We start from the raw sequence: 22,935 nt of genomic DNA on the forward strand, positions 1-22,935 counted from the left end.
TAAAAAGATTACCACGCTCCTTGGTCGCTCGTAATGACGAGTAGGAACAATAATCGATCAATATAAGATACTATAGGAGCTTCATGTATTGGTGGCAAACCAAATTCCATACAAATTTCATCAGAAACCTTATCTTTATTGAAAATTCTACTTTTTTATGAAAAAACTGTTTAGCATTGCCCTCGCTTTTTTATGTATTTCCATTTTTTCTGCACAGGAAGCTTCAGAAAAATTAGACTCCATCATAAGTAAAATAGAAGACTACAAAGCTTACGATCGCCAAGAATTTCCGTTGGGATTGTTTACCGAAGAATATTATAAAAAAGAAGCGGAATTTGCCGAAAAGCAGTTGGAGGAACTCGAAGAAATAAAGGGCGATTCTTTAAGTGAAACCGAAGCAATTTCGTTAGAAATGCTGAAGTTTAAACTTCAGGAAACCGTAGATCGTTATACATACGAAGCTTATCTAAATCCGCTGCTTTCTGATTCTGGATTTCATTTAAGCCTTGCTTACCAGGTTAGAGATTTAAATAATTATGAGCAGGTGAAAGCTTATTTGAATAAATTAAATGCTATTCCCACCTATGTAGATCAGCATTTCGCTTTATTACGTGAAGGTTTAAAGAAAGGAAATACTCAGCCCCGTGTAATTTTTGAAGGTTATGAATCTACGTATAGTGACCAGATTTTAGAAGATCCAAAAGAAAGCTATTTTTATGAACCTTTTGAAAACCTTCCAAAAACGCTTTCTGAAACACAAAAGGATTCTGTTTTAATGGCGGCTGAAAATGCGATTGCCAATAATGTGATTCCGCAGTTTAAGAGAATAAAAACATTTTTTGAAACCGAATATCTACCCAATACCCGAAAAAGTTTGGGCGTTTCAGAAATTCCAAATGGACGGGAATATTATCAAAACAGGCTGGATTATTATACTACTTTAGATTTAACGGCAACAGAAATCCACCAAATTGGTTTAGACGAAGTAGCGCGGATTAATTCAGAAATGAAAAAAATAATTGCTGAAGTGGAATTTGATGGCAGTTTTGAAGAATTTATTCATTTTTTAAGGACAGATGAGCAATTCTATGCTAAGACCGGCGAAGAATTACTAAAAGAAGCACGTGATATTGCTAAACGTATTGATGCCAAACTCTCCGCTTATTTTAAGACATTACCAAGAAAGCCATACGGAGTAGCCAAAGTCCCTGATGCTATTGCACCCAAATATACTACTGGGCGCTATATTGGCGCTTCCAATGAAACCCAGCCGGGTTATTATTGGGTAAATACTTATAATTTGCCTAATCGTCCTTTGTACGTTTTGCCTTCTTTAACCGCCCACGAAGCGGTGCCGGGACATCATTTACAAAATGCTTTAAATGCCGAATTGGGCGACAGTATTCCAAAATTCCGAAGAAATATGTATTTATCTGCTTACGGAGAAGGCTGGGGCTTGTATTCCGAATTTTTAGCTGAAGATATGGGGATTTATACAACGCCTTATGAGCTGTTTGGAAAACTTACCTATGAACAATGGCGTGCCTGCCGGTTGGTAATTGATACAGGAATTCACGCGATGGGTTGGAGCAGGGAAGAAGCCGTGGAATATTTTGAAAAGAATACCGCGCTTTCAATGCATAATATTAATACCGAAGTAGATCGTTATATTTCCTGGCCTGGCCAGGCAGTTTCCTATAAGATTGGAGAGATCAAAATCAGGGAATTACGTAAAAAAGCAGAAGAAACTTTAGGACCAGATTTTGATATTCGCGATTTCCACGAAGTGATTTTAGAGCAGGGTGTGGTTACGCTTCCTATTTTGGAAGAACGGGTTAAGAAGTATATTGAAAAGGTGAAATAAAAACCTATCAGTTCAATTTATTGGCACCGCCAAAGGGTGTGATACCCCGAGGCTTGCCTCGAAATTAAAAATTTGTTTCCAACGAATGCCTCGTGGGCTTGCCCCGAGGTAGTTTACTCAGAATTTCTTAACTTAAAGGAGTGAAATTTACCGCTATGAAAACTGCTGAAATACGAGAAAAGTTAATCCGGGAGATAAATTCATCCGATAATAAAAATTTGCTTGAAGAACTCTACCGTTACTTAGACCGAGAGAATAAAACTCAGAAAACCTATAATTTGAGTGATGAACAAAAGCTTGCAATAGAAGAAGCGAGGGAACAGATCAATAACGGAGATTATTTGACTAGTGAGGAAGCCAATCAAGAAATTGACGAATGGCTAAAAAGGTAATTTGGTCTTTAAGAGCTCAGAATGATAGAAAAGAAATCCTGGAATACTGGATAAAAAGAAATAAATCCAAAGTTTACAGCAGAAAACTAGCAAAATTATTCAGGCAAGCCGAAAAACTAATTACTAATTATCCCGAAATAGGAAAACCTACAGATAGCAAGAACGTTCGAATTAAAGTTGTTAGGGATTACTTACTCATTTATGAAATAAAGAAGAACCAAATTTTTATATTGACTATTTGGGACAGTAGGCAGAATCCCGAAAAACTAGAAAAACAACTCGAAAAATGAGCTACACAGTGGTTATCTATTGAATCATAGCGAGGTGTTTTTTAGTTTTATATCTTATCTTCGCAACTTCAAAAATTAAGAATGAGTTTAGAACAAGAATTAAGGGAGCGCAGCGATAGTACCTGCGAACTTTGCAGTGCCACAGATAATTTACAGGTTTATAGCCTTGAGAATTTCCCCGGGGAAGCTACCGATGGAAGTTTTATGGCTTGCGAGGTTTGCACTGAGCAGTTGGAAGATTTTGATAAAGTTGAGGTAAATCACTGGCGTTGTTTAAACGATAGTATGTGGAGTACAGTTCCTGCTGTTCAGGTAACTGCTTTTCAAATGCTGACAAAATTAAAAGCCGAAGGTTGGCCGCAGGATTTGCTGGATATGATGTATATGGAAGACGAGCTGAAAGCTTTTGCCAAATCCCAGTTGGTTTCCGAAGAAAACACTACGGCTGAAGTTACCCATAAAGATAGCAATGGTGCAGTAATCGAAGCCGGTGATACCGTAGTGCTTATTAAAGATTTAAATGTGAAAGGCAGTAGTTTAACCGCTAAACGCGGAACTGCTGTGCGCCGGGTTTCTTTAGTACACGACAATGCAGAACAAATTGAAGGAAAGGTTGAAGGCCAGCAAATTGTTATTTTGACCAAATTTGTAAAGAAAGTATAAGTTGAATTTTTGGAACAGCTATTTCCAATAATCGCTGTTCACATTTTTAAATAAAAAAGCCACGAATACAAACTGTATTCGTGGCTTTAGATTTTACAGAAAAATTGAAGAAGGAAATTTCATGATTTTCGCTTCTTAATAATCTTTTATTCCGCTCCGGCGTCTTCCTTTAAAAAGTTATATTTCTTTGAATACTCCAGCATTTGGCCTTCAAAGCTTTCCGGCTGAGTTACCTTAATAGTTGTGATTTCACCGTTTTCGTCCGTTTCGGTTACTAGCTCAGGATTTACAAATCCGCTGTAAGGCGCTGACTTAAAGACCGCATTTCGTTCTAAGACTTCTTTGTGAATTTCCTGATCTACTTTTACACCATAATTTTCTACCAGGTTTTTGGCAGCTTCGTAATCACCTTCAGATTTGATTCTTTGAGTTTCACGTAATAACTCTCCAAAAAGTTCTCTAAGTTTTTTGTAATCCTTAATGTCGTAATAAGTCTTTCCGTCTTTTTGAACTTTTTCGATCACTCCATCTTCCTTTCCTTCTTCAATAACCCAGGAACTTACCCACATCCTGTTTCTCATGTGAGATTCCTCAATGTTTTCGCCTATCTCGATCCTGGTTAATTGACCCAGCATTCCATTCCTGATATAATCGTTATAAGCCGCTTTCCCCAGCTCCATATGATCATCAGTTAATCCTAATTCTTCTAATTTTGGATCCATGAGGTAATAAAGTCCCACTAAATCAGCACGACCCTCTTCCATAGTAGAGGCATAACTTTTTAAGGTTTCTTTGGTCTGGCCAACTCCCTCGTTGATTTTACCCGATGCGTGGCCCACTACTTCGTGGAGTGCAGTATGTAATTTATCGGCCTGTTCGCCGTACTGCTCACTCAGCTCAATCTCTTCCTCATCGTGAGAAAACTCTTTTAGTTTTTCGCTTCCGCCAGCTTTGCTATAAGCGTTAATAATATTTCCCAGAGAAACAGATTTACTTCCGTGTTCCTGTCTTATCCAGTTTGCATTAGGAAGATTTACACCAATAGGCGTACTGGGTGAAGCATCTCCTGCTTCCCCGGCAACAATAACGGTTTTGTAGGTTACGCCAACTACTTCTTCTTTTTTGTGCTCATCCATGATAGGGGCATTGTCTTCGAACCATTGCACATTATCTTCCAAAACTTTCATTTTTTGAGACATATCGAAATCTTTTATCTGCACAATATTCTCATAAGAACCACGGTAGCCTAATGGGTCATTATAGACTTCGATAAATCCGTTGATATAATCAATATCTCCTTCTGTGGCTTCAACCCATGCAACATTATAATCGTCCCAAATTTCAAGGTCTCCGGTTTTATAATATTCTATGAGAAGTCCTAAAGCATTAGCTTGTTTTTCGTTTTCGGCAACCGCTTCAGCTTTTTCTAGCCATTTGATAATTTCAGAAATTGCATCGCCATATAGGCCATCAACTTTATATACCTGTTCCTTTAATTGCCCGTTTTCCTTGACAAGTTTAGAATTGAGACCGAAAGAAAGCGGTTTCTCGGGATTAGGCGATTTTTTATTTGAATAAAATTCTTCAACTTCATCAGCGGTGACATCTGCTCCGTAAAAATTGGTGGCAGATCCCGAAAGTAAACCTTGTGCTTCATCTAAGTTTACTTTTTTAGCATCCTTATCGTTAAAAATAACTTCTAAAGGCGCTCCACTAAATTCTGTATTGGTTTCCGATAATAATGATTGCAGGTATTCTTTATCAAAATCTGGTTTGATCTTATTATTAGAATAATGATGATGAATACCGTTGGAAAACCAAATTCGTTTCAGGTAGGTTTCAAAAGCTTTCCAATCTTCAGAATTTTTATCGCCTTCGTAATTGGTATACACATTCTCTAAAGCTTTTCTAATCTTTAGATTGTGTTTGTAGTTTTGAGCCCAAATAATATCTCGCCCGGCAAGGCCTGCCTGGGTAAGATAATAAACTAATTTTTGCTCTTTGAGATCCAGATTTTCCCATCCGGGTATTTCGTACCTAAGGATTTTAATATCTGCAAATTCATCTACTTTAATAGAGTTATTCTCAGTGTTTTCGGTTTGTTCCTGATTAGTATCCGACTCTTTTTCCTGGTCGTTACAGGAAATAAAAATGCTTGCCAACGCAAGCAGCAAAATTCCAAATTTATGTGTCATTGTGTGATTATTTAGATTTCAAAGTTAAGAATAATCCCCTTTATGCGAGGCTTCCCAATGTGGAAATCAGCCCTCATTTCAATTTTAGGAGATACTTTGGGAATTTTAGAAATATGCAGAAGCCCGGCTTATATAAAAAACCGTTTTAAGAAATAAAATAAACTAAGTGCGATTAAATTTCGGGAAGAAATTTATCCGGATAATTACTTATTGGCTAATTACTTCTTTGCGCTCATCACTTTCTACCATTCCATCGCGAAGGCGAATAATTCGGTGTGCGTGGAGGGCAACTTCTTCTTCGTGAGTAACCAAAATCACGGTATTTCCTGCAGCGTGAATTTCATCAAAAAGATTCATAATCTCCAATGAAGTTTTTGAATCCAGGTTTCCGGTAGGTTCATCGGCGAGAATTATAGAAGGTTTGTTAACCAAAGCCCTTCCTACGGCAACTCTTTGACGTTGTCCTCCCGAAAGTTGATTGGGTTTATGATCCATTCTATCTCCAAGTCCTACGTTGGTTAAAACCTCTTCCGCACGTTTTTTACGGTCTGGTTTGCTGTAGCCGGCATAGATCATTGGTAAAGCAACATTCTCTAAAGCGGTAGTCCTGGGTAGCAGGTTAAAGGTTTGAAAAACAAATCCGATCTCTTTATTCCTGATTTCGGCAAGTTCATCGTCACCCATTTGACTTGCATCTTTTCCATTTAGAATATAAGTCCCGGAAGTTGGTGTATCCAGGCAGCCCAGTAAGTTCATTAAAGTAGATTTTCCGGATCCGGAAGGACCCATAATAGCAACATATTCACCCCTATCAATATCCAGGTCTATACCTTTTAAAACTTTCACCACTTCATTTCCAAGTGGAAAATCTCGGGTAATTTGCCTAATCTCAATGACTTTACTCATGCGGAAATAATTTTGTGTTTATAGGACGCTGCTTTCCACTTTTTGTTACAATCTTATTGTGAAATGCTGTTTTGCCTGCTCTTGTCTAAAAAATACAAGTCCGAGAAAAAATGTATCAATGCTTACCCTTACCTCAGGATGCGTTTTAATCTCTTCCCAGGCAGCTTCCATTCCGGGAGACCAGTGGATATCATCAAAAATAAAAACCGAATTATTATGGGCTGCTGGAAGCAGTAGTTTAAAATATTTTAAGGTTGCTTCTTTTGTGTGGTGGCCATCAAAATAAATTAAGTCGTACTGGGTTTGTTGTTTATTGTTTGTGGTTTTATTAGAAAATACTATAAATTTTGAAAGAATTTCTTCAAACTCACCAACTTTAAGTTTCACATTACTTAACCCGAATTTTTTCAACTGATTTCTGGCCACATCGGCCGTTTGTGGGCAGCCTTCGATACTAGTTACTGCGCTTTTAGTATTCACTGCAAGGGCTGAGGTTCCAATTCCCAGGGAAGTGCCTAGCTCCAAAATATTCTTGCAGTTTAGATAATTAGCTAACCGAAATAGAAATCTGGCCCTTTTCTTCGGAATCCCTACATTTTTTGCGATAGCTGAAATTGTACGTTCATCGGAGGTAAACACCCTACTTCCGGCACCAAAATCGGTCACCTGAATTGTTTTATCATTCTTTAAAAGATCTTTTCGGTATTCGTTTAGAAGCTTATATTCTTCATATCTCCTTTTATCATAAAAGCAATTCGTCACCAAATCGTATACAAACGGCGAATGTAATCCGTGTTGATTTTGGGATTTTAGAAGGAATTTTATGTAGGATTTTAGACGCAGAGTAGTTTGTGGTTTTATTTTGTTCGATAATCGAGATTTAAATGCTCAGAAGCTTGTCTCGAAATCAAATTATATTTCTCAAAAATACATCTAGGACTTGCCATGAGGTAGTTTGCTTAAATTACTATATTTTATATTGAACAGTTCGAAAAGAGATATTTTCGTCATCCTGAATTTATTTCAGGATCTAAGATGAGGATAATTCTATCAAGTTAGAAGCTGAAATAAATTCAGCTTGACGATTTTTTAAACTATTAGATAATTTATACAAACAAAATTTCATTTCAAACTGTTCATAATTTTTTAGTTTAATACTGCTTACTGCTCACTAAAAACTCACAACTGAATCTATTCCACCTTCGCGCCAAGCTCAAACCAGCGTTCGGTTTTAGTTTTTATGGCATCATCTATTTCCTGCAGTTTTATTGAGTTTTCTTTAATTTCATCGGGATCTAAGTCTTCCAGGAATTTTTGCTGAAGTTTCTCTTTTTTCTTTTCTAATTTTGCGATTTCTTTTTCCAGTTTTCCAAACTCCTTTTGTTCATTATAATTCAGTTTAGAACCGGAACTGGTCTTTTTCCAATCTTTTTTATTGTTGTCGTTTTGTGAAGTTTCTTCTCTGGCTTCTGCCGTAGCACTATCTTCATAGGCACGATAATCGGTGTAATTCCCTGGAAAATCCTGAACTTCTGTATTTCCTTGAAAAACGAAAAGGTGATCGACGATCTTATCCATAAAATACCTGTCGTGGGAAACCACTAATAAACAACCCGGAAAGTCCAGCAGGAAGCTTTCCAGTACGTTAAGCGTAACGATATCAAGATCGTTAGTAGGTTCATCGAGAATCAGGAAATTTGGATTTTGAATAAGCACCGTGCAGAGGTAAAGTCGTTTGCGTTCACCACCACTTAGCTTTTCAACAAAATCGTATTGTTTTTTGCGATCGAATAAAAATCGCTCTAAAAGTTGCTGTGCCGAAATTTGTCGCCCTTTTTTCAATGGAATATAATCACCAAACTCCCGAATTACTTCAATAACTTTCTGGCCGGGTTTAATATTAATTCCCGCCTGGGTGTAATAACCGAATTTTATGGTTTCCCCAATCACTACTTTCCCTGTATCGGGTTTGACTCCTCCGGTTAGAATATTTAGGAAAGTTGATTTTCCGGTACCGTTTTTTCCAATAATGCCAATGCGTTCCCCTCGTTTAAAATTATAGCTAAAATTTTCCAGCAATTGTTTATCCTGGAAAGATTTCCCAATATTATGGAGTTCCACAATTTTGCTGCCCAGACGTTCCATATTTAATTCGAGCTGCACCTCGTGATCCTGGCGGCGTTTATGAGCCCGGTCTTTAATATCCTGAAAATCGTCTATCCTGGATTTAGATTTTGTGGTACGCGCTTTAGGTTGGCGTCGCATCCAGTCCAATTCTTTTTTGTAAAGCTGTTTGGCTTTTTCGGTGTTGGTGGCTTCCTGGGCCATCCTGGCATCTTTTTTATCCAGGTAATAGCCGTAATTCCCTTTGTAGGTGTAAAGATTACCGTGATCAAGCTCAACGATCTCATTACAAACCCGCTCCAGGAAATACCTATCGTGAGTGACCATAAAAATGGTAAAGTTCTCCTTTTTAAAATATTCCTCCAGCCACTCGATCATATCCAGATCCAGGTGGTTGGTAGGCTCATCCATTATGATGAAATTTGGTTTCTGCAATAGCATTACAGTAAGGGCTAATCGCTTTTTTTGTCCGCCCGAAAGGTGTTTCACTTCTTTAGAAAGATCGTCCAGTTTTAGTTTAAACAAAATTTGCTTGTACTGGGTTTCAAAATCCCAGGCTTGTGCAGCGTCCATTTCCTCAAAAGCCTTTTGATAAGCTTCAGCATCATCAGGATTTTTAAGCGCTTTTTCGTAGCGGTTTATAATATTCAGAATTTCATTATCTGAAGAAAATATAGTTTCTTCAACCGTTAAATTTGGATCTAAATTAGGCTCCTGCGGAAGAAATGCGGTTGTAATATCCTTTCTGTATACCACCTTACCGGCATCTGGCGAATCAAATCCTGCCAGGATATTTAGAAGGGAAGTTTTTCCGGTTCCGTTTTTAGCTATAAATCCTACTTTTTGTCCTTCATTGATTCCGAAAGAAATATCTTCGAATAACACGCGTTCCCCGTAGGCTTTAGCAATATTTTCTACACTTAAATAATTCACAGGCTTGAGTTTTGTGCAAAATAAAAGGAAAATTGCGACTTAATTTTATTATTAGCCTACAAAAACTATATTTGTTAAAACTATCTAAATTAAGATGATGGTTTTCCAGCGAAAATGGTGTTGGTCGATTTAAATCATCTTGATGTCCCGAATCAATAGCAAAATGCTGAAAAGATACACTCTCATTTTAATCTTACTGGCGGGGTTTTTAAGTTTCTCGTCTTGTATTTCTACTAAAAAAACTACCTATCTTCAAGATAATGAGGGGAAATTGGATAGTGTTATTCAAATTCAACAACTAAAAAAGCCCTACCGTATTCAAACCGGAGATCTTTTAAGTATTCGGGTAAAAGCCCTGGACCAGGAGTTAGTAGGAATGTTTAATCCAGTTGGAGAGGCAAATCCGAATGCCACTACAGAAGAAGCTGTTTATTTTGATGGTTTTACGGTAGACGAGCACGGGAATATTCGAGTGCCTACCCTTGGAGAGGTAAATGTTTTAGGCTATACCGAAAAGGAAATAAGAGAGAAAATAGAAAACTTATTGCTGGAAAATTATTTTAGAAAGGAAGCCAATCTTTTTGTTACTGTAAAACTGGCAGGAATACGATATACCACTCTTGGCGAGATAGGAACCGGTAGCCAGGTAATCTATAAAGAAAAAGTAACCATCATGGAGGCCGTGGCCAATGCCGGCGGAATTTCTGAATATGGCGATATGGAAAATGTAAAGATTATAAGGCAGTATCCATATGGAGAAGAAGTTCACAAAATAGACCTAACCGATATTGATGCAACCAAAAGTGAATATTATTATATACAACCTAACGACCTTATTTTGGTAAATGCTTTGCCTCAGAAGGCACTGGGATTGGGAACAACAGGCTTGGAAATATTTAGAACAGGAGTCACCATTTTATCTTTTGTGACCACAACCATCTTATTATTTAGCAGAATTTAAATGGCGCACGAAGACGATCACATATCAGATGTTGGCTCAACCTTCGATTTTAAAGGTTTTGTGCTAAAAGTTATAAGTTACTGGAAGCTTATTTTGCTTTCGGTAGGGATTAGTTTGGCGGTTGCTTATTACAATAACGTTAGGAAATTACCGGTGTATAACTTGGGAAATTCCATTTCTATAAAAGATGATCAAAACCCATTTTTTACTAGTAATACCAGTTTAACTTTTAACTGGGGAGGAACTTCAGATAAAGTAAATACGGCTATGACCATCCTGCGATCGCGGTCGCATAACGAAGAGGTGGTAGAGGAACTTCAGTTTTATACCCAATATTTAAAAGACGGCGAATATCAACGTATAGATGCTTATGGAAGCACTCCGTTCACAGTAGTTGCAGATACCGCAAAAGCCCAGGCTACAAATGTAACGATGACGATTACCTTTATAGATTCGGTAACCTACAATTTAAAAGCGAATGTTCCTGCAAGTTTAAGCCTTCAGAATTATAAAACTAAAGAAAAAACATACCGGGAGGTTGATGCTAAAGAGTTTAGTAAGAATTACAAATCGGGAGAGCAAGTTCGACTTCCTTTCTTTCAGGGGACTATACTTAGGGTAGATCAGCCTTTACAAGCCGGCATCCCTTTTTACGTGAGTTTTATGAATTTTGACTCAGCTGTAGGGAGGTATCGTAATGTAAATGTGAGTCCGGAATCTCAGGGTTCTTCGGTGCTAAGAATGAATCAAACCGGCGGAAATAAAGCCAGGCTTGTTGATTATTTAAATGGGACCGTAAGAGTGCTTAGTGAAAATATGCTGGCGCGGAAAAACCTTTTTGCTACCAAAACCATTCGGTTTATAGACTCTAGTTTGGCAGTACAATCTGAAGCCTTAAAATTGGTAGAAGCAGAGCTGAATCAATTCCGCAATGAGAATGCTATAATGGATATTTCTGCAGAAAGCTCCCAGCTCTCTAATAAGCTTTCAACTTTAGACCTTAGAAAAGAAGAGATAAGGAGACAAATTTCTTATTATGAAACTTTAAGAAATTACCTGGAAACCCGAAATGACTATTCCAATGTTCCTGCACCTTCTGTAGCCGGGATTTCAGAAGGAAGCATCGCCGGTGGCGTGTCCCGAATCATTGCTCTAGCAGAAGAAAGGAGTAATTACCAGTATTCACTTAAAGAAAACTCCCCGGTTTTTGATGATATAGACCGACAAATAAATTCGGTTAAATCTATTTTGCTGGAGAACATCAGTTCTTCTAAGGGGCTATTGCAGCAAGAACAGCAGGATATTAATCGGCAAATCGCACAACTGGAATCTGAGATTAGCAAACTTCCGCAGGAAGAACAGGATTTACTAAAAATTGAGCGTCGTTATAGCCTTAATGAGAAATCTTACAATATGTTCCTGGAAAAGAGGAGCGAGGCAGGACTAATAAAAGCTGCAAACGTAAGTGATGTGATGGTGATCGATTCGGCTAAAGATACTGGTGGAGGTCAAATTGGCCCCAATACCCAGCTTAACTACGTAATGGCTGTCCTGGTTGGAGGCGTAATTCCCTTAACTTTTGTGTTTTTGTTAGTTTTCCTGAATACCAATATTCATAACGCACAGGAAGTGACGCGCTTGTCGCCAATCCCTATTTTGGGTATGATTGGAAAAAGTAAGATGGATTCTAATTTGGTGGTTTTTAGCAATCCTAAATCTTCTATTGCTGAAGGATTTCGGGGCTTGCGATCCAGTCTCCAGTTTATGTATAAAAAACAGGGCGTTACCGGTTCAAAAACCTTGCTGATTACTTCTTCAGTTTCAGGGGAAGGTAAAACTTTTTGTGCGATGAACCTGGCAACGGTTTTTGCCCTAAGTGAACGAAAAACGGTGCTGGTAGGGGTCGATTTAAGAAAGCCGAAGATCTTCGATGATTTCCAATTAAATAATGATATTGGAGTTGTAAATTATTTGATAGACCAGGCGAGTAGCGATGAGATTATCCAGCCAAGTAAGATTCCTTATCTTGATGTGATCACCGCCGGGCCGGTGCCTCCGAATCCTTCAGAATTGCTTATCAACGAGCAAATGGATAAGTTGATGGAAGAATTAAAGCAGAAATACGATTATATTATCCTGGATACCCCGCCAATTGGGATGGTAGCCGATGCTTTAAACCTGGTAAAACACGCAGATGCTACAATTTACCTGGTACGCCAGGATTATACAAAGCGCGGAATGTTGGAGTCTATCAACGAGAAATACGGTAAAGGGGAAATAAAGAACATCAGCTTTGTATTAAACCATTTTGTACATAGAGCAAAATATGGTTATGGATACGGCTATGGCTACGGATACGGCTATGGTTACGGCTATGGTTACAACCGTTACTCCAAAGGCTACGTAGAAAAATCTGATCCCACCCGAAAATTCAAACGCTGGTGGAAAAAAGCAATGCGGAATTTTGAGTAGGTTTTATAGTCGTAAGTCTGTAGAATACTTAGCCACGAATACTTGAATATTTGCTTCTTGTTTCTCGTCGTCATTACGAGCGACGCAGGAGCGTGGTAATCTTTTGTTATGAGTTTTAGCTTGAAGAGATTTCTTCGGTCGTTCCTCCTTCGCAATGACGCTTTTCTAAAATTTCGCCACGAATACACGGATATTTTGTCTTTATTCTATTCTCTAAGTTCAGTTTTTCCTTTGTTTCTCGTCGTCATTACGAGCGACACAGGAGCGTGGTAATCTTTTGATAGGAGTTTTAGCTTGAAGAGATTGCTTCAGTCGTTCCTCCATCGCAATGACGCTTTTCTAAAATTTCGCCACGAATACACGAATATTTTGTCTCTATTCTTGTCTCTTTTTTCTATTCTCTAAGTTCAGTTTTTTCCTTTGTTTCTCTTCGTCATTACGAGCGACGCAGGAGCGTGGTAATCTTTTGAATAGATTAGTCAATAATCTGTAGTCATTAGACATTAGAAAAAACCTCTCATCTAAAGACTAAGGTCTACCAACTATTTTGCTACGATTATAATCAGTCCTTAGTTTTTGACAATAGACATTAGAAGTTTAAGAAAACCTACCGCCTAAAGACTAAAGCCTACCGACTTTTTTTCGTAAAGCATTTAAACAATCTATAGTTTGTAGTCGATAGATGTTAGAACTAAAAGACACCGTCTAAAAGCTAAAGTCTATCAACTACCTCCCCCATTAGCAGGCCTGTATTAATCCACTGCCAGATATGAAAACTGCTTTGGTTGTCTCCGTTTTGATAATTTCTCCATTCCTTTTGGATTTCCTCAAAATTGAACCAATGTGATGCTTTGGAATATCTGATTTTTTCTAAATTTTCTTCTGTAAAGTCTTTTAGCTCGTTGCCCAGCCATTCTCTTTGTGGTGTTTGCAACGGACGTTTGGGTGCATAGCTTAGATCTTTTGGAGCTATTTCTTTAAGTATTTCCCTGATCAGAAATTTTTGAAACCCATTAGCAATCTTGTATTCTTTAGGCTGCGAAAAAGCAAATTCTACCATTCTGTAATCCAGAAATGGTTCTCGCAATTCTGTGCTATAAGCCATAGAAATTCGGTCGTTGAATCTTAATGCTCGTGGAATTTTTGTATAAAAAAGATCGCGATATTGCAGGTTTTGTAATTCGTTGTTAAAAGGGGTAGGGTAGACTGGTTTTTCAGCCAGCTGTCTAAAATCTTTCTTTAAAACATTTGCTCGAAATGGATTTACCTTTCCCGTTCCCTGGATGGTAGTGCTACTTCCAGATTTTTGATAGTAATCATAACCAGCCCATTGCTCGTCCATTCCCTGGCCGTCCAGAAGTACTTTTATTCCGTCTTTTTTTGCTGCTTCAAACAAAGTAGCATAAGCTAAAGTAGGTAAACCGGCATATGGCTCGTTCTGAATATTACTTAGGAATTGTGCATTTTCTATAACATCAGTCGGCTGAATTTTGACTTTTTTTAGTGGATTCTGGGTAGTCTCAATCATCTTTTCTACCCAGGCTAATTCGTCATAATTTTCATTCCCGGTATAGAATGTATAAGCTTGAATATTTTTGTTATTGTGATGCCGATTTACCAAAGCCAATAAAAGTGAGCTATCAACCCCGCCACTAATATTAAAACCAATAGGCACATCAGCTCTAAACCTCAGGGAAATGCTATCATTTAAAATTTCCAAATATGATTTCTTTGCTTCCTCAAAGGATAAAATATGAGAATAGGATTCCAGGCTATCTTCAAAATTATACCACTTGTTAAGTTTTAAATTTTCACCGTGATATTCTAAGAAATGTCCTCCAGGAAGTTGCTGTATATTTTGGTGAAAAGTCTCTCCGGGCATTCCATAAGAACCATAGGCAAAATAATTAGCCCATACCTGTTCATGAGGTGAATTAGACTTTAAAAGGCTTTTTATAGCTTTAATCTCACTGCTGAAATAGAATTCTTTATCTTCTATGGAATAAAAGAAAGGTTTCACGCCAAATCTATCACGTGCAGCAAATAGTTTTTTCTCATAATTATCCCAAATAGCAAAAGCAAACATACCGTTGAGCTGATTTAAACAGGATTTCCCCCAAACTATAAATGCGGCCAGTAAAACTTCGGTATCAGATTCTGTTTTGAAATTATAGTAGGCCTTTAACTTCTGTTTTAATTCTATATAATTATATATTTCACCATTAAATGTAAGGTGATATCGCCCGGAATTATCCGTAAAGGGTTGATTGGCCTTTGCAGAAAGATCAATAATGGAAAGTCGGTTATGACCCAGGGCACAATATCCGGGATCAACATATTCCCCGGTATGATCAGGCCCGCGATGCTGCTGAAGTTTTAGCATCTCCTGAAGATTTCCGATGTTATGTTTTGCTGAAATTATCCCTGCGATTCCGCACATGCTTTAATTATATTTTGCTTGTATTTTTAAATAAGATCTATGCAAATACTTCTGGATCTGAGCTTATTGAAAATACAATTTATCGTCATTCTGAATTTATTTCAGAATCTAAGTTATTGATAAAAGTCCAATACTATCTGAAATTTTCAACAGTCATCCTGAACTTGTTTCAGGATCTAAGTTATTGATATTTAGCTCATGTTAGAAGCTGAAACAAGTTCAGCTTGACGACTTAAAGTTCGTCAGCCTCTCTTTCAACTTTTATTATCCAAAATCTCTTCCGCTCTTTTCCAATCTTCTCGTGTGTCAATATTTATATAAGGATAAGCACTCGTATCTACAAAACCAATATTTTTTCCAAAAAGTGAGTTTTCATTCAAAAGCACTTCTGTTTTAGTTAGGTAAATTGCGCCATCCCTATGGTAAGCTTTTGGTAAATCCTGTCTTCTGCTTATTATCTCTTTTTCGCCGGTAGCGATTTTAAGCGCTCCCTGATTTTCCTCAAATACCCAATGCGGATTATATTCTTTGGGTACTTTTCGCACCGAAACTAAAGAATCAAAATTACCATCTTTAAATTTAAGTATGCATTCATCTATAAAACCAGCTTTTCTAAATGGAGTAGTGGGCTGCAATAAACATACAGCATCAAAATTAATTCCCTGCTTCAGGTAGTAATTTAAGGCGTGCTGAACAACTTCCAGGCTGGAACTCGAATCTTCAGCCAGGTTAATGGGTCTCTTAAAAGGAACCTCGAGTTCAAGCTGTTTTGCAATTTCAATAATTTCCTCATCATCTGAGCTGAGGATAACCTTATTTAAAAGTTTTGAATTTGTTGCGGCTTCAAAAGTATACTGCAATAATGGTTTTCCTCCCAGAGGTCTAATGTTTTTACCCGGAATACCTTTGCTGCCACCGCGGGCGGGAATAAGACCTAGAGTTTTCATAATGAAGCAGATTTTTGAAATTTAGTAGGTAATTGTTTTACTATAAGTGAGCTCTGAAGTCGCTAAAATTTCAGCTATATATTTTCCGGAATTTCCTTTTCCGTAGATCTCTGAAGACTCAAAATGATTAGTAGTAATCGATTTTTCGGTTGCTTTTAAAATTTCATTTAAATTATAATTTACATCGGTAACATTCTTTGCACGTATACGCCTAAATTGTCTGTTCCCAATGTTTACAACTGGTACACCTAAATAAGCACATTCTCTTAAACCCACACTGGAATTCCCTACCAGGGCTTTCGAGTTTTTTAAAAGTCTTAAAAAATCTTTAGGCTCCATATTCTTGAAGAAATGGATGTTTTTCGGTTTTTCAATTTCCCTAAAAGTTCTTATTCCATTTGAGGTGCCGTCTGACCCGGCGTCTACATTAGGCCAAAACCAGAAAGTTGGTAGGTCTAATTTTTTTATGGCTTTTAAAGTTTCGGTTATATGCGCTTTTGCCTCTTGATACTCGGTAGTAACCGGATGCTGCATAACTACAATATAACCTGTTTTCCAGTCAAGTTTAGAGCCTACGCCTCCATATTTTTCGATAGGATCAAAATCCAGTTTGGGACTTTCCAATATTTCTTTTGCTAAATCTATAGAAGGGCAGCCGGTGTTGATCACCTTTTCAGGAATTTCTCCCAGTTTTATAACACGTTCCCGGGCATCTTTCGAAGCTACCAGGTGGATATCAGCTAATTTGGTGTTAGCATGTCTTACTTTTTCATCAATGCTTCCTGTAACCTCACCTCCCTGGATATGTACCAGTGGAATATTTTGATAAGCTGCGGCGATAGAAGTTGCTATGGTCTCAAACCTATCGGCAATGGTAAGTACGGCGTCGGGCTTTAGGTTATAAAAAACATTGGTAAGTTCCATAACTCCCAGCCCTGTTGTTTTGGCCATGGTAGTAGGATTTTCTCCTTCCAGTACCATAAATACTTTCGCAGCGATTTCAAAACCATCTTTTTCAATAAAATCTACCGCATTTCCATAGCGATCTAATAAAGCCGATCCTGCAATTACCAATTGAAGCTCCAGCTCAGGATGCTCTTTTATTGCTGTAAGTGCAGTTTTCACCCGGCTGTAAGAAGGCCTGGCGGTAACAACAACGCAAATTTTTCTTTTGGGCATTTTCGGTTGTCAGTTGTGGGTTATCAGTTAATTTCTTGAAATCCTTCATTTGGTTGGAAGGCTGTATCGCTAAAGTAGCAAATCTGTTGGGAAATGTCATTTTATTGTTTTTGTTTTTACCACTGGGGTCGCCACACTGGAAACTGAATAAACGAATGCAAGAATATTTTCTTTTTATTCTTGCTTCTTGTTTCTCTTCGTCATTACGAGCGACGAAGGAGCGCGGTAATCTTTTGATGAGATTTGTAAAGTAGAAGAGATTGCTTCAGTCGTTCCTCCATCGCAATGAGGGGAAGCAAACAATAGTCTGTAGACCTTAGTCATTAGGCGTTAGAAAAAACTTTCGCCCAAAGACTAAGGTCTACAGACTAATCGAGCGTGATAATCTTGTTTTTCGGTTGAACAGTTTGCTTCAGTCATTCCTCCATCGAAATGGGATTTCCGCAACGAATACACGAATTGATTTAGTCTTTAGACTTTAGTCATTAGTCGTTAGAACTATAAACCTATCGCCTAAAGACTAAAGTCTACAGACTAATCGAGCGGTGTAATCTTAGTTTTCGTTTGAGGAGATTGCTTCAGTCATTCCTCCATCGCAATGATGGGGGGATTTCCGCAACGAATACACGAATTAACTCCTTCTTTAGTTTGCAGTCATTAGACGTTAGAAAAAACTTTCGACCAAAGACTAAGGTCTACCGACTAAGCAAGAGCGCGGTAACCTTTTAATGATATTTGTAAATTTGAAAAATAAAACTACCGACTAAAAACTAAGGACTAAAGACTAAAGTCTAAGAACTGCCCAGTAAACATATTTTCAATATATTTGAAGTCCCGGTCCCGGGAGTACTACTTAAAATTTACAGTGTTATATTTTGAAAAATTACCAACAAACTTCTTTCCGAGGAAAAGAAATTCCTTTATTCTATTGGAGTGAGATCAAATTTATTTTTAGAGAAAAAGAAAATTATGGGGATTTGCTATCAAAGTATCTGGTAGAAAAAATAAGCGACAAACCAGTGAAATTTGTTCAGCCTAAGAAACAGCCTTGGTATAAATGGAATAAAACAAATTTTCTGGCGGTAGGAAGTATTTTACATCATGCAGATAAACATAGTATTGTTTGGGGTAGCGGAATTATTGATCACGAGCAGGAAATCGCTGAAGCCGATTTCAGGGCGGTACGAGGGCCGAAAACCAGGGATTTCTTATTGAAACTCGGTTATAACTGTCCCGAAATATATGGAGATCCGGCGCTTCTACTACCCAAATATTACCATCCGGAAGTAGCAAAAAAATATAAAATTGGGATTGTTCCGCATTATCATGATTATAAAATAGCGAGAGAGCTTTTTCAGGATGCACCCGACATAAAAGTAATTGATCTTCTTACTATGGATGTGGAAGAAACTACCAGGGAAATCCTAAGCTGTGAGAATATCATTTCTTCCTCTCTGCACGGACTTATTGTAGCCCATGCTTATAAAATTCCCGCGCTATGGGTTGAATTTTCTGATAAGATCTTCGGAAATGGGATAAAATATCAGGATTACTTCGAATCTTTAAAGCTTCCGTATTATAAAGCCGACTTTATACAAGCTGAAAAGTCGGTTGAAGAATTACTGCAATTAATGCAGAGAAAAACTCTTTTACCGGAAGTTGATCAGTTGGAAAAAGTACAGGAGGGTTTACTGAATAGTTGCCCTTTTCTATAAAATTAATGATGAGGTTATCCTGGTTTTATAAGTAAATTCGTGGCAACTTGAAACCAGTAGTCCCAAACCATGAACGAAGAGCGAGCCTTCCCAAATCTAAACCAGCTTATTGCCTAAATCTCCTTATAAAACCTAACATGTTCATCTACAATAACGCCAGTAGAAAAGTTTTCAAGCACACGCTTCCTTGCTGCTAATCCCATCTGTTCAGCCAATTCCCGGTTGCTGAGCAGCTTTAGAACTTTCTCTGCATAGGCAGCATGTTTTTTAGGATATACTGTAAAACCGGTCTTGCCAGCAATCATCATCTCTTTCGCCCAGCCGATATCGGAAGTGACCATCGCCTTTTCCATGGCCATTGCTTCCAGCCAGGTCATAGGTAGCGCTTCGGCAAAGCTTGGGAGTACGATCACTGAGGCTTTTGATATTTCTGCCTTTATTTTTTCGTAGGGCAGGCTTCCTAGCCAACTAACATTTTCCAGTGACTTCTTCTCAAGTATTTCTTCAAAAAGAGCCCGGGTAGATTGGCCGGTTCTTATATCGGGTACATCCCGACCTGCCATTATCAGGCGGGCATTGGGATTTTTTTTGTTGATTATATTAAAGATCTCCGCCAACTCCAACACCCCCTTTTTCCGGATGATGCTCCCAAAATACAGGATGGTATCAGGCACTGGTTCCTCTCCAGAAGGAGTGAAAGTCTCTACATCTACCGAGTTGTGAATAACCTTGATCTCTTTCTTTAACTTGAAAATCTTCCTGGTTTTATTGGCTGTAAATCTGCTCACAGAGAGCAAATGATCTGCTTTTTTTAAAGCCAGCTTCTCAAACCAAAAATTCTTCTTTTTCTGTGGCCGCCCTTCCAGCCTGCAGAAATAGGAATCGCTGCCATGCATTTTTATCACCAGAGGACACTTAAGCTTCATAAAAGCGGTTATCCCTGTCCAGTCAGGAGCTTCCAGGATGTCGATCTGCTCTTCCTGGATTACTTTGTTTATGTAGAACTCCAGGTATTTCCGGTAGCGGTACCAGCCAAAGAAGTCAAAGTTTAATTGTTTGATAAAATGAAATTTGATGCCTTCTTCCTCAAAAACCAGGTCTTTTTCCTGCCCATATATAAAAACACTAATCTTATGATCTTTTTTTACCAGCTGCTCCGCCAGATTTTTAATACTGGTTCCAAGTCCACCGGAAGGGCTGGAGTTGGAATGAGGGTATTCGGGGGTTAAATAGGCTATGTGCATTTATATTTCTTTCATCCAAATACAGGAAAGGTTCCTGCCGTTTAATTGATTCTTACGGATAAGTTTCTCTTCTTTTTGTTTTAATTCATCATCAAGATCGCTTTTCAATTTTCCAAAAAAACCATAAGATCTTTGATTGATAAGATTGAAAGTTTTTAAATGCTTTTTTAGAAAATTCAATGAGATTCCTTTTGAAGATAAATTAGCTTCGTTTTGAACATGAATATCAGTGACACTCCAAATTTCATCAGCATTCATTCTTTTAGTGATCACTTTTTCCTCCAATAACTGGTCATTTATTAAATCTATATAATCTTTTCTACCTCTTAATCTGTTTAAAGAACGTCTAGCCGGTTTTGGAATGAAATCTTTTAGGCTTTTACTTTTTTGAGAACTGGAGCTAAGCCTGTTTTTAAAAAACGAAAGACGTTCCTTATAAATTTTATCATCTAAATAATCTGCGTTCGGATCTTGCAGATGTATCAGTACTCCATTAGGTTTCATTATTTGGTCAATCTGGCTCAAAAAATCTTTTAAATCCGGAATATGATGTAATACCGAACACACAATAATCAAATCGAATTTTTCCTGTAGGTCCTTTACATATCCGTTTACAAGCCTGGTGGGTTTGTTCCATTTTGCCGCTCTGGCTTTCGCCTTATTGAGCATTTGTTTGGAGCTGTCCAACATAGTTATATGCTCAACAAAAGGCTCTAGCTTAGAATTTATTAAATATTCCGTGCTTAATCCGGTACCGCAGCCGATATCTAAGATATTTATTTTTTTTGGAACGAAATTTTTATATTTAAATAGGTCTGATATCAAAAGGTCTATTTGTTCCTGGAGACTTTCTTGTAGGTCGGAATGGATCTCGTCATAGATAACCGATTCATGATCGTGAAAGACAATGTTTAGCCTCTCCTGGAACTGTTCAGGAGTTAAAACACATCCTTTTTTTTTCATTAGAGGTATTAAATGGGTATAGCTCATTCTGAATTCATACTTTTTGAACAAGGAATAGAAAGTCAGAAAGCAACTCTATTCCATAAAGGTTTTAAAGTAACTTTATAATTCTATTTTTCAGGATATTTTATCTAAAAATCCCCAAATTCTTTGAGATGCATTCTCAGCTGGAGAAGAATTTATTCGTTGAAACCATTTATTAGCATCATTTATGATCTGGCTTACATCCCCATTAAGAACCTGTGAAATTTTTTCCTTTATTTCTTTTTCATCATTGATCCAAAATACAGAGTTTTTTGAAGGCATTGATCTAAAATGTACGTAGTTGTAAATTTCTGCGATGTCTTTTTTAATCCTGATGTTTTTAGGGTTATAATATATATAGGCACAAGGTTTTTGATAGATGATGTAGTCAAATACCATTGAGGAGCCAACATTTATTACCATAAAGGTATGCTGAATTATTTGCGATTGGAGCTTTAAATCGGCTTTTGTTGGAAGCAAATGGGTCCAATCTTTTCCCTGTCCTTCCCATAGTGGAACTAAGGGGACAATAATGTCTTTGTATTTTTCTATTATAGAATCATATCTGTTTGAAAAATCGGCAGGACTTCTTCTAAAAAGAACACCAATTTTTTCTCCCTTTGTATTTAATTCTTTCACGGCTTTTGCAACATCCTGGAGATAAAGCTCATCATGGGGAGAAGTGGTAACGTCATCACCGGAAAAACATAGGTACTTTTTTTTATTGTCTAATTTGTGCAAAGTGTAGAACTCCTCATTTGAAATTTTATAACTTTCTTCATAATGCGGTTCGAACTGTGGACTGCCTGTTACGTGTATCTGTGATTCGGTAATAAAGGGATAGTACTTTCGTAATTCCTCCTCCATAAACTCACTCCACACGAAATAATGATCGGGTTCCACCACCATAGTTGCCTTGGGAAGATTATCCCAGGAGAAGATGAAAGTAGCCGTGGGAATTCCCAGGTCTTGTGCAGCCGTTAAGGGCGCAATGGCATTAACCGGTCGTTGATTGGTGCAGAATACAAGATCGGGATTTTCTTTTTTCAGAATATTTTTGCAGTTTTTATAGAAATCACTTTTTCTCTCAGACACCTTCATTTTTTGCCGAAGTCTTTGCAAACCTTTTTCTTCTTTATGGATTTTTACCAAAGACGTGACTATTCCATTCTTTATGCGGTCTTTTACACGTTTAGCTGAAAATGGGAATTTATAGCTTTGATAAACGGGATCCTTGAACTTATCGGTAAAATGATCGAGTTCAGCTTCGATCTTGGCTCTTTTTAGCAAATCGGTTTGTGCTCTGGCGCTGCCCTGAATTTTGATCTCCTTATACCCCAGTTCCTTAAGGTCAAATGGAGTGTGATTCCAGAAGATCACTTCCCAACCCATTTGTTCTCCCAGTTCAACGAATGAAGTAAAGGCGAAGTTGCGCAGGCCAACCCCGTCGGGTAGGAGGATAAGTATTTTCTTCTTAGGTTTCAGCGTAGTTGATCGTTAGCTTGAATTCAAATATAGGATTTTTTGTTAAGGAGTGTTTTTAGAATCCATAAATTGATAAAAGTATAGTAGTGCCATCCATCCGATTCAATTTGTTCCAAAATAATTAATGTCCTCAACGTT

At 37.7% G+C, this 22,935-nt stretch carries 17 protein-coding genes; 7 read left to right on the top strand and 10 right to left on the bottom strand.

Annotation, left to right across the window (positions count from 1 at the left end):
* Window positions 1-157 precede the first annotated feature (157 nt).
* The 4 genes from B5X51_RS09015 to B5X51_RS09030 all read left to right on the top strand — a co-directional run bounded on the left by B5X51_RS09015 (window position 158) and on the right by B5X51_RS09030 (window position 3,209).
* Window positions 158-1,864 carry a DUF885 domain-containing protein gene (locus B5X51_RS09015; RefSeq protein ID WP_079720856.1) on the top strand — a complete coding sequence of 569 codons (1,707 nt, stop codon included), beginning with the start codon at window positions 158-160 and terminating at the stop codon, window positions 1,862-1,864.
* A gap of 155 nt (window positions 1,865-2,019) precedes the next feature.
* The gene (locus tag B5X51_RS09020) at window positions 2,020-2,256 is read left to right on the top strand and encodes a hypothetical protein (protein WP_079720857.1); all 237 of its coding nucleotides are present in this window, start codon (window positions 2,020-2,022) and stop codon (window positions 2,254-2,256) included.
* Entirely contained in the window at window positions 2,241-2,546 is a 306-nt protein-coding gene (locus B5X51_RS09025; RefSeq protein WP_079720858.1) for a type II toxin-antitoxin system RelE/ParE family toxin, read from the top strand. The genes B5X51_RS09020 and B5X51_RS09025 overlap by 16 nt, the downstream gene beginning before the upstream one ends.
* A gap of 81 nt (window positions 2,547-2,627) precedes the next feature.
* Entirely contained in the window at window positions 2,628-3,209 is a 582-nt protein-coding gene (locus B5X51_RS09030; protein WP_079720859.1) for a PhnA domain-containing protein, read from the top strand.
* A gap of 146 nt (window positions 3,210-3,355) precedes the next feature.
* Here the strand turns inward: B5X51_RS09030 and B5X51_RS09035 are convergent, their stop codons facing one another.
* The 4 genes from B5X51_RS09035 to B5X51_RS09050 all read right to left on the bottom strand — a co-directional run bounded on the left by B5X51_RS09035 (window position 3,356) and on the right by B5X51_RS09050 (window position 9,367).
* Entirely contained in the window at window positions 3,356-5,404 is a 2,049-nt protein-coding gene (locus B5X51_RS09035) for a dipeptidyl-peptidase 3 family protein (RefSeq protein ID WP_079720860.1), read from the bottom strand.
* A gap of 207 nt (window positions 5,405-5,611) precedes the next feature.
* A complete protein-coding gene (locus B5X51_RS09040; protein ID WP_079720861.1) occupies window positions 5,612-6,310 on the bottom strand; it encodes an ABC transporter ATP-binding protein in 699 nt (232 codons plus the stop codon).
* 45 nt (window positions 6,311-6,355) lie between these two features.
* Window positions 6,356-7,072 (bottom strand): O-methyltransferase, encoded by a 717-nt coding sequence (locus B5X51_RS09045; RefSeq protein WP_317042109.1) that lies wholly within the window; start codon window positions 7,070-7,072, stop codon window positions 6,356-6,358.
* 429 nt (window positions 7,073-7,501) lie between these two features.
* Complete coding sequence (locus B5X51_RS09050) at window positions 7,502-9,367, bottom strand: ABC-F family ATP-binding cassette domain-containing protein (RefSeq protein WP_079720863.1); 1,866 nt, start codon at window positions 9,365-9,367, stop codon at window positions 7,502-7,504.
* A 163-nt stretch (window positions 9,368-9,530) separates the two neighbouring features.
* Between B5X51_RS09050 and B5X51_RS09055 the strand changes: the two genes are divergently transcribed.
* Window positions 9,531-10,328 (top strand): polysaccharide biosynthesis/export family protein, encoded by a 798-nt coding sequence (locus B5X51_RS09055; protein WP_079721123.1) that lies wholly within the window; start codon window positions 9,531-9,533, stop codon window positions 10,326-10,328.
* Window positions 10,329-12,800 carry a polysaccharide biosynthesis tyrosine autokinase gene (locus tag B5X51_RS09060; protein WP_079720864.1) on the top strand — a complete coding sequence of 824 codons (2,472 nt, stop codon included), beginning with the start codon at window positions 10,329-10,331 and terminating at the stop codon, window positions 12,798-12,800. It begins immediately after the preceding gene.
* 712 nt (window positions 12,801-13,512) lie between these two features.
* On the opposite strand, the gene asnB is transcribed toward B5X51_RS09060, so the two are convergent.
* The 3 genes from asnB to neuC form a co-directional block, all read right to left on the bottom strand.
* A complete protein-coding gene (asnB, locus tag B5X51_RS09065) occupies window positions 13,513-15,240 on the bottom strand; it encodes an asparagine synthase (glutamine-hydrolyzing) (RefSeq protein ID WP_079720865.1) in 1,728 nt (575 codons plus the stop codon).
* A 254-nt stretch (window positions 15,241-15,494) separates the two neighbouring features.
* The gene (locus tag B5X51_RS09070) at window positions 15,495-16,187 is read right to left on the bottom strand and encodes an acylneuraminate cytidylyltransferase family protein (RefSeq protein WP_079720866.1); all 693 of its coding nucleotides are present in this window, start codon (window positions 16,185-16,187) and stop codon (window positions 15,495-15,497) included.
* Between the two features lie 21 nt (window positions 16,188-16,208).
* Window positions 16,209-17,366 (bottom strand): UDP-N-acetylglucosamine 2-epimerase, encoded by a 1,158-nt coding sequence (neuC, locus tag B5X51_RS09075; protein WP_079720867.1) that lies wholly within the window; start codon window positions 17,364-17,366, stop codon window positions 16,209-16,211.
* A gap of 875 nt (window positions 17,367-18,241) precedes the next feature.
* Here neuC and B5X51_RS09080 point away from each other — a divergent pair.
* The gene (locus tag B5X51_RS09080) at window positions 18,242-19,081 is read left to right on the top strand and encodes a polysaccharide pyruvyl transferase family protein (protein WP_245828729.1); all 840 of its coding nucleotides are present in this window, start codon (window positions 18,242-18,244) and stop codon (window positions 19,079-19,081) included.
* A 113-nt stretch (window positions 19,082-19,194) separates the two neighbouring features.
* Here the strand turns inward: B5X51_RS09080 and B5X51_RS09085 are convergent, their stop codons facing one another.
* From B5X51_RS09085 to B5X51_RS09095, 3 genes are all read right to left on the bottom strand, one after another.
* Window positions 19,195-20,325: a glycosyltransferase family 4 protein gene (locus tag B5X51_RS09085; protein WP_079720868.1), complete on the bottom strand. Its 1,131-nt coding sequence runs from the start codon at window positions 20,323-20,325 to the stop codon at window positions 19,195-19,197.
* The gene (locus tag B5X51_RS09090; RefSeq protein ID WP_176132744.1) at window positions 20,326-21,288 is read right to left on the bottom strand and encodes a class I SAM-dependent methyltransferase; all 963 of its coding nucleotides are present in this window, start codon (window positions 21,286-21,288) and stop codon (window positions 20,326-20,328) included. It abuts the gene before it with no gap.
* A 117-nt stretch (window positions 21,289-21,405) separates the two neighbouring features.
* Window positions 21,406-22,704: a glycosyltransferase family 28 protein gene (locus B5X51_RS09095; RefSeq protein ID WP_245828730.1), complete on the bottom strand. Its 1,299-nt coding sequence runs from the start codon at window positions 22,702-22,704 to the stop codon at window positions 21,406-21,408.
* Window positions 22,705-22,935 lie beyond the last annotated feature (231 nt).

It is taken from the genome of Salegentibacter holothuriorum (assembly GCF_900168045.1).
Classification (GTDB): Bacteria; Bacteroidota; Bacteroidia; order Flavobacteriales; family Flavobacteriaceae; genus Salegentibacter; species Salegentibacter holothuriorum.